The sequence below is a fragment of the Phytopseudomonas argentinensis genome (genome assembly GCF_900113905.1).
GTDB classification, from domain to species: domain Bacteria; phylum Pseudomonadota; class Gammaproteobacteria; order Pseudomonadales; family Pseudomonadaceae; genus Aquipseudomonas; species Aquipseudomonas argentinensis.
The window spans coordinates 997458-1009883 of the sequence record NZ_FORC01000001.1; the positions used below are offsets into that span (position 1 = coordinate 997458).

12 protein-coding genes are annotated in these 12426 nt (G+C 63.4%); 6 read left to right on the top strand and 6 right to left on the bottom strand.

The window, feature by feature from the left end; translation table 11 throughout:
* Positions 1-13: 13 nt before the first annotated feature.
* The 3 genes from BM154_RS04550 to BM154_RS04560 form a co-directional block, all read right to left on the bottom strand.
* Positions 14-970, bottom strand: a complete 957-nt coding sequence (locus BM154_RS04550) for a methyltransferase (protein ID WP_074882370.1) — start codon at positions 968-970, stop codon at positions 14-16.
* 17 nt (positions 971-987) lie between these two features.
* Positions 988-2364, bottom strand: coding sequence for an iron-containing redox enzyme family protein (locus tag BM154_RS04555; protein ID WP_074881180.1), 1377 nt, complete (start codon positions 2362-2364; stop codon positions 988-990).
* Between the two features lie 273 nt (positions 2365-2637).
* Positions 2638-3519: a manganese catalase family protein gene (locus BM154_RS04560; protein ID WP_074881181.1), complete on the bottom strand. Its 882-nt coding sequence runs from the start codon at positions 3517-3519 to the stop codon at positions 2638-2640.
* Positions 3520-3785: 266 nt separating this feature from the next.
* Between BM154_RS04560 and BM154_RS04565 the strand changes: the two genes are divergently transcribed.
* On the top strand, positions 3786-4295 hold the full coding sequence (locus tag BM154_RS04565; RefSeq protein WP_074881182.1) for a ferritin-like domain-containing protein: 510 nt from the start codon (positions 3786-3788) through the stop codon (positions 4293-4295).
* Positions 4296-4359: 64 nt separating this feature from the next.
* Here BM154_RS04565 and BM154_RS04570 read toward each other — a convergent pair whose 3' ends face one another.
* A complete protein-coding gene (locus tag BM154_RS04570) occupies positions 4360-4572 on the bottom strand; it encodes a hypothetical protein (protein ID WP_074881183.1) in 213 nt (70 codons plus the stop codon).
* 466 nt (positions 4573-5038) lie between these two features.
* On the opposite strand from BM154_RS04570, the gene BM154_RS04575 reads away from it, so the two are divergent.
* From BM154_RS04575 to BM154_RS04585, 3 genes are all read left to right on the top strand, one after another.
* The gene (locus BM154_RS04575; RefSeq protein WP_074881184.1) at positions 5039-5548 is read left to right on the top strand and encodes a DUF4142 domain-containing protein; all 510 of its coding nucleotides are present in this window, start codon (positions 5039-5041) and stop codon (positions 5546-5548) included.
* A gap of 52 nt (positions 5549-5600) precedes the next feature.
* Positions 5601-6353, top strand: a complete 753-nt coding sequence (locus BM154_RS04580; protein WP_083414449.1) for an OBAP family protein — start codon at positions 5601-5603, stop codon at positions 6351-6353.
* 63 nt (positions 6354-6416) lie between these two features.
* Positions 6417-7235, top strand: coding sequence for an MBL fold metallo-hydrolase (locus BM154_RS04585; protein WP_074882374.1), 819 nt, complete (start codon positions 6417-6419; stop codon positions 7233-7235).
* 33 nt (positions 7236-7268) lie between these two features.
* Here BM154_RS04585 and BM154_RS04590 read toward each other — a convergent pair whose 3' ends face one another.
* The gene (locus BM154_RS04590; protein WP_074881185.1) at positions 7269-9677 is read right to left on the bottom strand and encodes a hybrid sensor histidine kinase/response regulator; all 2409 of its coding nucleotides are present in this window, start codon (positions 9675-9677) and stop codon (positions 7269-7271) included.
* A 147-nt stretch (positions 9678-9824) separates the two neighbouring features.
* Positions 9825-10676, bottom strand: a complete 852-nt coding sequence (locus tag BM154_RS04595) for an ABC transporter substrate-binding protein (RefSeq protein WP_074881186.1) — start codon at positions 10674-10676, stop codon at positions 9825-9827.
* Between the two features lie 271 nt (positions 10677-10947).
* Between BM154_RS04595 and BM154_RS04600 the strand changes: the two genes are divergently transcribed.
* Positions 10948-11784, top strand: coding sequence for a bifunctional hydroxymethylpyrimidine kinase/phosphomethylpyrimidine kinase (locus BM154_RS04600; protein ID WP_074881187.1), 837 nt, complete (start codon positions 10948-10950; stop codon positions 11782-11784).
* Positions 11784-12425 carry a thiamine phosphate synthase gene (gene thiE / locus BM154_RS04605; protein ID WP_074881188.1) on the top strand — a complete coding sequence of 214 codons (642 nt, stop codon included), beginning with the start codon at positions 11784-11786 and terminating at the stop codon, positions 12423-12425. The genes BM154_RS04600 and thiE overlap by 1 nt, the downstream gene beginning before the upstream one ends.
* Position 12426 lies beyond the last annotated feature (1 nt).

The following is a 12426-nucleotide window of genomic DNA, read 5'->3' on the forward strand; positions in this document are numbered from 1 at the left end:
CCAGCGCCACCGCTCAGCCCGCGGTGCGAGTAACGGTCAGAACCACCGCAGCGATACGCTCGACCTGCTCGTAGCCGGGCTTGAGCAACTCTTCGCCGAATACGTCCGGATCCACTTCCTCATAACGCCACGCCAGCGACTGGTCGCCAAGCGTGCGTTTGACGTAGGCGAGAAAGGGATCGCCCGCCGCAGTCATGGCCACGCCGGTGTAGAGCAACAGGCTACCGCCTGGGGCCAGCCGCGGCAGCGCCGCCTCGACGATGGCCTCGGACAACCCCGCGCCAAGTTCGCCACCGCCATTGCGATAAGCGCGACTTTCGGCATCGAGCATATAGGGCGGATTGGCGACGATCAGGTCGAACTCACCGTCCACGTTTTTCAGCAGATCACTGTAGTGCGCCTCGACGTTGGTAAGCTTTGCGAGTGCGGCATTGATGCGGGTGAATTGCAGCGCCCGCGGATTGATATCCACGGCAAGCACCTCGGCGCTCGGCCGCGCCTGGGCAATGCACAATGCACCCGGACCGGCTCCACAGCAGATGTCCACCGCCCGTGTTACCTGCGTGGCGGAGGGCGTGCCGAGCCAGGCATCGATAGCCCGCACGAAGCGATAGGTATCGGGGCCGAAGAACACCGCGTCGGTCTGCACCGTCGGGTAGCGCGAATGCACGAACAGGTTGTCACCAAGGCTGGACCAGCGTACCGCGCTGGCGTGCAGAGATCCCTCCTCCTGCAGCGCGCCACCGGCACGCAGCAATTCCAGCAGCTCGTCGCCAAGCAGCGGCGCGGCAAACGGCCGGCTCCAGCCGAACACCCCGGCAAGATCCCGGGCCTGACTGTTTTCAGCCCGTGCATTGACCCGTTCGTGGGTCAGCGGCGTGGCGGTGACGAATCGGTAGCCTTGCTTAACAAGAGCCTGGCCGAGGCCCAGTAGCGCCTGTTGCTGTACGGTATTCTGCTCGCTGTGCATCGGTGCCCCGGACATGTTTATTGGAGATAGGCGTTGAACAGGCGCGTGGCCAGCAGACCTGCCGGCGTGAAATGGCTGGCTGGCGACATCAGCTCGATCAGCTTGTCGGCCTGCTGCTGAGCCGGCAGCCCACGCAGCGCGGCATGTAGAGCCTGGGCCTCGTCGTCCAACCCGGCAGCCTGCTCGGCAACGGCCGGCGCTGCACGCCGACGGTGCCGGCCACGGGCCCGCGGCGGCGCCCAGCTACCGGCGATCCAGTCGTGCAGCAACTGCTGCTCGTAGCTGCTGAACACCCCAAACATGGCAGCTCGATCACCTTGCACCAGTTGCCAGAATCGGCTGCTTTGCGGGTCCTCGTCGCGGCGAATCCAGCCGCGCTTCTGCAGGGCGTCGAGAAAGGCGCGCACCTGGCCAGGCTCGCTCAGCCACTCGTTGACCGTGCGCCCTTCGATCCGGCAGTAATCGGAATGCACCTGGGTGGCCACCTCACGTTTACGCTCGAGCATGGCGCAGACCTCGTCTTCGAGATCGAACGCGGCGATGACCGCCGTCGAGCCCACGCCCAGGTCATTGAGCTGATAGCCGCGCAGCACGCGGCGGTAGAACTCGTCACGGTCGCCCACCAGGGGCAGATTCTCGAGAACCGCCTGCACGGCCTTCTGCGCATGACCCGAGCTGGCGTTGTCGATGGTCACATGCAACTGAAAATAATAAGGGTCGATATCCAGTTCGGTGAGTTCGAAGCTGGTGATCAGCAGGTGCAGGGGCAGCTGTTCATAACCCAGGTTATAGCCGATCACTTCGGGCAGATAATCTTCGGCCAGATGACCCAGCGCGAGCTGCTGCGCACCCTGGAGAAAATGACTGTCGTCGAGCTCGGCCAGTTCATCGCAGTCGTGCTGGGCAAGCAGCTGCTTGTAGAGCACCACGTGGTTCATGGCCGGAACGCCATCGCCCAGCTCTTCCAGATAGGTACGCAACAAGGGGCGCAGGCGCAGCTCCTGCCAATGCCTGAGCAGCCCATACAGCCAGGCGCCATCGACCAGTTTGGTGGGCGCAACATGGCGCAGGAAGTACAAGGCATGGGCACGGTTGCTGAAGTAACGTCGCGGCGCGCCCTGGCGGCGCTCCTGCAGGTACTGCCCATACGCCTCGGTGGTGCGCTGCGCGCCACCGCGCATCCATTCGAGCAATGCCTCTGGCTGCGTCGGTACCTCGCAAGGCAACGCCCGGGCCTGAACCAGCTGTTCATCGAGGAAGCTGCGAGCCTCCTGCAGCGCGTTCGCGTCCAGCTCAGGCTGCAGCAGGCGCTCGTACAGCGTCCGCGCAGGGCCGGCCTGGAGAAAGCTGCAGTCCTGGCTGGTCGTGGTGAAGATCGGCATCAAAGTCGTCATGGTCGGAGCCTTGCGTGGGCAGTTCAAGAGCACCAGTGAACATGCGGCACTCAAACGATTCTTGGTGTGGCCGTTGCGGGCGAAGCCGGTTAAACGATGCGGCCTTATGGAAGTGGGAGACCGGCACGGGAAAAAAGATTCAACCTGAAGGATCAGCGGTAATTGCCAGCATTTCCGGCAGGCAAGCGATTGCAGGCACAAAAAAAGCCAGGTCGAGCATCGCTCGCCTGGCTGATATCCACCCGCCTCGAATCACTCGAGGCATGATTGCCCCTACTTGGGCTTGCGCGCTGCACCCGAGCCCAGATCAGCGCCAGTGATCGAATCCAGGGTCGGATCCGAGGCGGTGCGTTTGGCCATCTGCAACAGCGTCTCGGCCTGCTTGGCGGGCAACATCACCTGAGCAGTGCCGTCTCCACCATCGACCGCAGGCTGCGGGTTGTCGACGAACTCCCACTGATCGCCCTCGTTCCACGGGCCACGACGATCCTCTGCACCCTGTGACATATTGAAGTAGACGCTGGTGAACTCCGGGATGCCCGGCAGTTTGCCCTGCGGGAAGTTCGGCTGGATGGCATGCAGCGCCTTCTCGAAGGACTTCTGGTGCGCCAGTTCGCGAGTCATCAGAAAGGCCAGCGCATCCTTGACGCCCGGGTCATCGGTGACGTTGATCAGGCGTTCGTAGATGATCTTGGCACGTGCCTCGGCAGCGATGTTGGAGCGGAAATCCGCTGTGGGCTCACCGATGGTATCGATGTAGGCCGCCGTCCAGGGCACCCCCGCAGAGTTGGTCAGCGCCGGGCCGCCACCGTACAGCAGGGAGGTGATGTGCGAGTCGTTGCCGCCTTCGGTCAGCGAGCGGTAAAGCGCCGCCTCCTCTTCCACGGCTTCGGCCAGATCACCCTTGGCCCCCTTGTTAAGCATGCCGACGATCGAGCCGATGATTTCCAGGTGGCTCAGTTCCTCGGTGGCGATGTCCAGCAGCAGATCCTTGCGGCCTGCATCGTCTTCAGCCAGGCCCTGGGTGAAATAACGCATGGCCGCTGCCAGTTCACCTTGCGGGCCACCGAATTGCTCGAGCAGCAGATTCGCCAGACCCGGATTGGGCCCCGCGACTCTTACCGTGTACTGCAACTGCTTGTTGTGTACGAACATGGACTGTTCTCCTCACCGGTAATAATTCCCTTCATGGTTTCGCTCCCTGCCCTGATGGGCCTTGTAGTAACCGAATGCGAAAGTGCGCAGCTAGTTCAAGAAAAAACAAAGTTTACAATTAAGCGAAACGGCAACTTCGGAGAACAACAGTACCCCGCCGCTTCGCTTAATACCGCTTCGTTTAATACCGTTGGCGAAAATGACTGAACCTCTGTCCCCGCCACTCTCTCGGAATTCCTACTTGCTAATAACCACGGAATTCGATGATGACCACGACACGTGAAAACCTGGTGAACTGGCTGCGCGATGCCCATGCCATGGAACAACAAGCGGAACAGATGCTGAGCGCCCAGAAAGAGCGCCTGCACAATTACCCAAAGTTGCGCACGCGTATTGAAAAACATATCGAAGAAACCATAGGTCAGCGCGAGACCCTGGAACGGGCATTGGCGCGCCTGGGCAGCGAACCTTCCACGCTGAAGGACCTGAGCGGGAAACTAATGGCCTTCGGTCAGGCCATGGGCGGCATGATGATGAGCGATGAAGTGGTCAAAGGCGCCATGTCGGGCTATGTATTCGAAACCCTGGAAATCGCTTCCTACACGGTACTCATTGCAGCTGCCAAGGCAGCGGGGGACGCGCAGACCCAACAGGACTGTGAAGCGATCCTGCAGCAGGAAATCGCCATGGCTGACTGGCTTCGTAGCCACCTGCCGGAATTGAGCCAGGCCTTTCTGGACCGCTCCGACACCCCGGGACTGGAAGCCAAGCGCTAGGTTAAGGCAGCACGCTTTGCACCATCTACCAGCCGGCGCCAGGCGCCGGCTGGCTGCATTGGCTTCAAGGCTGCCGCTGATGCCCGGGCGTGGTACCCGGCTCATGGGTACGGGTGATCTTGCTGACCTGTACGTCGGTGATTCGGCCCTTGGCACCCGCGTTCTGCACATGCTGCTGCGCCTGCTCGACCGACATGGTCTCGGTGTCGGCTGTCACCTCCAGGTGCATGGGTTGGTTATCACAAAGGTAATCGATCAGGAATATCGGCTCTTTCATGGTGCTGCCTCATCAGTGAATTCGAACGGCCCAATGGCATGGCGAAATGCTGTTATCAAGCCTGCGATCTCTTAACTAAAAAGCGACCTTATCTATGCACTGACTGCACTGCGAACCGCATGTTCGATAAACAAATAATTGTTGAATAAATCCAAGAAAGTCTGCAGTTTTACAGCACGCGACTTCCGCGCGCCTGGCACAACTTACGTTGCCATTTCTTATACAGTCCTTATACGCGCGTTATAAAACCTACCACTCATCGTTCTCACTGCTTTTTTTCTCGAACGTTCCGGCAACGACCCTTTCCAACTTTTTACCTGCCCCGGGTGGTAGGCCATTAAGGAGACGGTGTTCATTGAAAGACCGCTTCGTTAATTCCCTTTATTACTCATGCCAATCGACAGTGGCTACAGCTGTCGCCTTGAGCGGCGCTCAAGCCCAGCAATCGACCTAACAAGGAATCAACATGAAACGCACAGGTGTATTGATCAGCGCAACCGCCGCCCTGCTCTTCGGCTTCGCCACCATGGCCCAGGCCGCCGACAAAGTCAGTGCCAATGACTTTGCCGAGGAGGCGTCGGCCAAGGGCATCGCGGAAATCGAAACCGGCAAGCTGGCACTCGAGAAAGGCAGCAGCGCCGAGGTGAAGAAATTCGCCCAGGCGATGATCGATGACCACACCCGTGCCAACGAAGAGCTAAAGGCACTGGCCAAGAAGAAAAACCTTGAGGTTTCCGACGACGCCGAGCTGATGAACAAGGCCAAGGCCATGATCCTGCAGGTACGCGACGGCGAGAACTTCGACAAGGCCTACGCCAACAACCAGGTGGTGGCTCACGAGCAGACCATCAAGCTCTTTCAGCAAGCGGCAGCATCCGATGATGCGGAAGTCAGCGCCTGGGCCAAGAAGACCCTGCCCAAGCTGGAACATCACCTGGAAATGGCGAAGAAGCTGCAGAGCCAGACCCACCACTGATCGCACCCTCGAGCCCGGCCATTGCCGGGCTCGGCTTTGACAGGAGTCCACCATGATCGCGCGAACGGGCTTGGCGCTGCTGCCACTGCTGGCCATCTTGCCGCTGGGCGGCTGCATTGCGGCCAAGAGTCATTCCAACGTTGGCACCGAGGGCGCGCCGACCAAGGCCGATACCCGAATGCTGGAAGCAGGCGCAGCCAGCCTGCAGTCTCACGCTCCCGTGGCAGCCCTGAACGCTTACCTCGACGGTTTTCATTTCTACAATGGCAGACCGCAGGCGCAGATGGAGGCCCATCACTACTGCGCCGTGCTTAGCGAGGAGCTGATTCAGTGCGTGATCTACGACGGCAACGTCAAGGATGCCAAGCTGATGGGTGTCGAGTACATCATCAGCGAGCAGTTGTTCAAGACCCTGCCCGACGCGGAAAAGGCGCTGTGGCACAGTCATGTGCATGAAGTGAAATCCGGCCAGTTGGTCGCCCCTGGGATTCCAGAGGTCGCCGAACATGCGTTGATGCGCAAGTTGGTGCGTACCTACGGCAAGACCTGGCACACCTGGCATACCGATCAGCAAAAGAGCCTGCCGCTGGGCGTGCCCCAGTTGATGATGGGCTTCACCGCCGATGGTCAGGTGGATCGGCGCATGGTCGATGAGCGTGATCGGCGCCTGGGCATCGACAGCACCCAAAAACGCCAGAAGCGCGCCGACATCGAACGGCCGCCGGTACTGCCTGGCGCCGATGCCTGGCAGAAGGGCAAGGTGTTCCAGATCGAAGATCCCACCGGTGCCCACGTGCACCATTGAGCCGCTGTTGCGCCGCGCGGCCTGGCGGCTGCGGGCACCTTCAGGACGGCAGGAACTGCCATGATCAGAATCCATCACCTGGACTGCGGCTGCATGTGCCCGCTCGGCGGTGCGCTGTTCGACGGCTTCAGCAAAGGGCCGCTGGCTCACCTGTGCTGTCACTGTCTGCTGCTGGAGACCGATCAGCATGGCCTGGTGCTGGTCGATACCGGTTTCGGCGAGGATGACGTGCGCGATCCCTCACGGCTGAGCCGGCTGTTCAGGGTGCTCAACAACATCCGGCTCGACCCCGCTCGCACCGCCGTGGCGCAGCTTCGCAAGCTGGGTTTTCAGCCGGCCGACGTGCGCCATATCCTGCTCACCCACCTGGACTTCGACCATGCCGGCGGCCTGGCTGATTTTCCCAACGCGACCATTCACCTGATGCAGGATGAACACGCCGCGGCGCAGCAAGCAAGAGGGTTTCTGCCCCGCCGCCGCTTCGTGCCTGCGCAATGGCGCGGGATCAGCCGCTGGCAGCTGTACCGTGAAGAGGGGGAGGAGTGGTTTGGCTTCCAGTCGGTTCGCAGCGTGGTCGACGACATCCTGCTGATTCCGCTACGCGGCCATACCGCCGGCCATGCCGGCATCGCCATCCGAGGCGAACACGGCTGGGTGCTGCATGCCGGCGACGCCTACTTCTTCCGCAACGAGATCGGCCAGGCGTCACGCCGGTGTCCGCCTGGGCTGCGCCTCTATCAGCGCTTGATGGACACCGACCACGAACGGCGGGTGCTTAACCAGCGGCGCCTGCGGGCCCTGTCCCTGGAGCAGCCGCAGCTGGAGATTTTCTGCAGCCACGATGCCCGCGAGCTGGCGCGTTGCCTGTCGCCAGGGTCCTAGAGGGCGACCACCACCGTATTGGGTACACGTCACTCAGGCCGTACGGCACAGCACCCAGTCGTGCAGCAGCACGCGCAGCTCATCGAACTTCACCGGTTTCGCCAGGTAGTCACTCATGCCCGCGGCCAGGCAGCGCTCGCGGTCCCCGGATTGGCTGTGTGCGGTGATCGCCAGCACCGGCAGTTGCGCACAGTTGGGCAACTGGCGCAGCGCGCGGCAGGTGGCGAAGCCGTCCATTACCGGCATCTGGCAATCGAGCAGCACCGCATCGATGGTCTCGCGCTGCAGGCACTCCAGTGCCTCGTTACCGTTGTCGGCGGTACGCACTCGATAGCCGAGTTTGAGCAGCATGCCGCGAATCACCAGCTGGTTGATGGCGTTGTCCTCGACCACCAGCACCGTGCACTGTTCGGGCACCCGGACCGCCGCGCCGCTGCTGCGCCGTACCGCGGGCTGCTCGGCAGGCTTCTGCACGGGCAGCGCCAACGTCAGGTCGAGACGAAAGATACTGCCCCCCGCCCCGGCCCGGTTGGGCTCGTAGGCAAGGCTGCCACCGAGCAGGTCGACCAGTTGCCGGCAGATACTCAGGCCGATGCCCAAGCCGCCGTACTGGCGGGTCATCGAGGTGTCGAGCTGATGAAAGCGCCGGTACAGGTCGGTTTCGCGAACGTTCTCCAAGCCGATGCCGGCGTCGATCACCTCGATGCTCAGTGGCAGGCTGTCCGGCGCCGCCTGGGCATTGCCGCGCACGCGCATGCGCACCTTGCCCACGGCGGTGAACTTGACCGCATTGTCGAGCAGATAGCCCAGCGCCTGGGCGAGCTTCTGCCCGTCGCCTTCCACGGTATCGGGCAGGCGCTCGTCGAGATCCAGCTCGAAGGCCAGGCCCTTGTCGCGGGCACGGCCCTCGAAATTCGCACATAGCCCATCGAGCAGGCCGCGCAGGCTGAAGGTTTCGCGCCGGGGGTAGAGCCGGCCGGCCTGCAGTTCGGTGAGCGCGAGAATATCGTTGACCATCTGCATCATGTCCCGCGCCGAGCGAGTCGCGGTCTTCTGGTACTGCTCCACCTCCGGGTCCAGACGCAGGGTTTGCATCAGCTCCAGTGAGCCGATCACCCCGTTCATCGGCGTGCGCAGTTCGTGGGTCACGGTCGCCAGGAAATCGTCCTTGAGTCGGTTGCTGTCGGCCAGTTGCTGGTTGAGCATCTCCAGCCTGGCGCTGGCGCTCTGCAGGATGCGGGCACGCTCCTCCTTCATGGCATTGATGCGATCGGCCAGGGCCAGCGACAGCAGCGCCACCTCGATGGCGCTGCCAATCTGGCTGGCGTACATGGTCAGGAACACGTTGGGCAGATAGCCGAGAACCATCAGCGTGTTGACCAGCCCGCCGAGCAGAAACGCCGCCCAGGCGATCAGGAAATAGCGCGCCACGCGCATGCCCCGCAGCCAGGCCAGCGCCCCGGCAGTGGATATCACCAGGGTGAACACCAGCGCCAGTACCGTGGCCAGACGCAGTGACAGGGCATAGCTGACACACAGAGCCAGCACCATCACCAGCGCGCCCCAGAGCATCAGCAGCAACAGGCTGCGATCCACCCACGGGCTGTGTTCGCGGGTGTGCAGGAAACTACGGGCGAACTGGCAACCGAACAGCGCCGTGGCACCGATCAGGAAGGGTGTGGCGATATTCGCCCAGCCGGGGCTGTCCGGCCAGAAGAACTCGATGCCCGCACCATTGACCGACACCTGGTACAAACCGAACGAGGCGATGTACAGGATGTAATACAGGTAGCTGGTGTCACGCACGCTGATGAAGATGAACAGGTTGTAGATCAGCATCACCAGCAGCACGCCATAGATGATGCCCAGCACGTAGATGCGCGCCGGCTGCTCTTCCAGATAGGCAGCTGGCGACCACAGGCTCAGCGGTGCCTGGATCGACCCCTGGCTCTCGAGGCGCAGGTAGACGCGCCGCAGTTGCTCGGGATGGAAGTCCAGCGAGAACAGGTAATTGTTCTGACGGATCTGCCGGCTGGAGAACGGCAGCGCATCGCCGGTGCGATGACTAAGGTGAAAGCGTCCGTCACTGCCCTCCTCGTACAGTTCCAGATGGTCCAGTGGCGGGTAGGCCAGCTCCAGCAGCCAGCTCTGCACATTGGCGGCGCGCGCGGCGGCCTGCGGCCGATAATGCAGGTCGATGCGGAGCCAGAACGCCGAACGCGAATAGCCGGCGTTCAGCACCGCCTTGTCGTGCTGCCGGAAGCTGCCCTGCAGGGCGCTGGAGGTGACGTCGTCGATGGTCTTGTCACCCCGTACGTCTTCGAACACCGCCATGTGCTCGCCCAGCGGCAGCATGCGGGTGTACTCGTCGAATAGCGCCGGCCCGGCGGCATTGGCCAACCACGGACAAAGGGCCAGAAAAAGGATCAGGAGAAAACGCATGCAGCCCCGCAGATGACCATGTTGTGCAGCGTCGCAAGGCCCCACGCCTTCGAGATGACGCTGTCGTGCATGGCTCGATATATGAATGCCGGCAACTCTAGGGTTCGCGACCGCGCATCGCAAGCGCCAAGACGACCGAACGTCAGCTCACGGCGCAGGCAGGCTCAGCAGGGCCTGGGTGATGGCCTCGGCCAGGTACTGGATGGAAAACACCCCGCCATGGGCCCAGGTGTCAGGCATCGCCGCGAAACGATCGGCGCGCACGAACGGCATGGCTCGCCACTCGCGCGTCGCGAACAGCTGCGCCTGCCCGGCGAAGGGCTCGATATACAGCACCACGCCGTCCTCGATGCTCGCCAGTGCCTGCACCGGCACTACCGATTCGTTCGGCTGCGGGTAAGCTGGCTGCAGGTGCAGCTGCTGCAGGGCATGGTCGATCATCGAATCAGTGCCAGCTACGCGCGCCCTGGTCGGCGAGGTGAAGCGGATCACCGCGACCCTGGGCAACTGCCCGCGAAAATGCTCGACCAGCCGGCGATGCAGTTCATCGACCTGCACCTGCATGGCGGCCAGCTCACGCAGCGCCTGATCCTCACGCCCGAAACGCTGGGCCAGGGCCAGGTAGTCGTCACGGGCGACCAGATAACTGTCGTGCTCCTGGGACAAGCTGCCGTAGGTGGTCACCGGCGCAATGCGCGCGAGTTCGTCGCGCATGCCCTCGAGCGGCTCGCCGATAACGATCAGATCGGGCTTGAGCGCTGCCAGTCGTTCCAGGTTCGGCGCGCGGCGCGCCCCCGCACTGGGCACCTGGGCCGGCAGCGGCGGGCGCGCCACCTGGGCGCGGTACTGGTCGGCATCGGCCACCGCAATGGGGGTGATATCGAGCTTGAGCAGATGCTCGGTGGCCTCCCAGCTCAGCGCCACCACCCGTGGCTCGGCCTGGACGAAGCCCGTCAGCAGGCACAGCAACACGCAGACACCACGCAACAGATTGTTCATCCCAGGCGCCTTATGACCCGCTGATAAAGAGAGCACAGGCTACGGCCCGCTGGCCGTCCATGCTGCAGGGCCATCGTACAAATACCGCTCGAGGGGCTCAAGGTGATAAACACGCACGTGGCTGAAGGCCGCGACGGCCTGGGCTCATTGCCGGCCATAAAATGTTAAGCTCGCGCCCCATCCAGATGCCGCCTGCCCTGTGCGGGTGCGAGCCCGTTCAACCTGGTACCGCGGCCAACGCCGTACCCGTAAGCCGGAATCCGCGACACAGATGATCGACTTTGGCCTCCCCGATTACCCGCGCAGCACCGCCCGCCTCGCGCCCTCGCGCCCGGTGGTGCTGTGCCTGTCCGGCCATGACCCGAGCGGCGGTGCCGGCCTGCAGGCCGATATCGAGGCGCTGCTCGCCCAGGGTTGCCACGCGGCGCCAGCGGTCACTGCGTTGACCGTACAGGATACCGTGGACGTCAGCGACTTCCGGGTACTGGAGCGCGACTGGGTGCTGGCCCAGGCCCATGCGGTAATCGCCGACATGCCGGTGGCCGCAGTCAAGCTCGGCATGCTCGGCTCGGTGGAGATGGTCGACACCGTGCTGATGATCATGGACAAATTGCCCGGCATCCCACTGATCTGCGACCCGGTGCTGCGCGCTGGCGGCGGTGGCGCCCTGGGCAAGCAAGACGTCGGCTTCGCCATGCGTGAGCGGCTGTTTCCCGGCGCCGTCATCGCCACCCCGAACCTGCCCGAGGCGCGCATTCTCGCCGAACTGCCCGACGGCAGCGCTGACGCATGCGCCGAGCGGCTGCTGGCGCATATCGAGCATCTGCTGATCACCGGCGGCCATGGCGACGAACCCGACGCCGTGCACAATCGCCTGTATCTGCGCGATGGCAGCGTGCGCACCTTCACCTGCCCGCGGCTGCCCGGCAGCTACCACGGCTCCGGCTGCACCCTGGCCAGCAGCCTGGCCGGCCGCCTGGCCCTCGGCCAGGATCTGATCGGCGCGGTACAAAGCGCCCTGGACTACACCTGGCGCACCCTGCGCGATGCCGAGCAGCCCGGCCGCGGCCAGTTCGTTCCGCGCCGCCTGCCGCTGGATCTCGGCTGATGGCCAAGCCTGGCAAACTGCGCGGCCTCTACGCCATCACCGACAGCCAGTTGCTCGCCGACGGCAAGCTGCTGCCCTACGTGGAAGCCGCACTGACCGGCGGCGCGCGCCTGCTGCAGTACCGCGACAAATCGACTGACGAGGCCCGCCGCCTGCGCGAGGCCGAGGCGCTGCACAGGCTGTGCGAAAGCCATGGCGCCACGCTGATCATCAATGACGACGCCGAACTGGCCGCACGCCTTGGCGTCGGCCTGCACCTCGGCCAGCAGGATGGCTCGCTGGCGGCGGCCCGCGCCCTGCTCGGCCGCCAGGCGGTCATCGGAGCGACCTGCCACGCCCAGCTCGCCCTGGCCGAACAGGCGGCCAGCGAAGGCGCCAGCTACGTGGCCTTCGGGCGCTTCTTCAACTCCCTGACCAAACCCGGTGCCCCAGCTGCCACCCCCGATCTACTGGCGCAAGCCAAGGCGCAGGTGGCACTGCCGATCGTCGCCATCGGCGGTATCGACCTGCACAACGCCGCGCCGCTGATTGACCAGGGCGCCAGCATGATCGCCGTGATCCATGCCCTGTTCGCCGCCGCTTCGCCCACCGAGGTAGAGCGCCGCGCGCGTGCCTTCAGCGCCCTGTTCGAATCGAACTGAC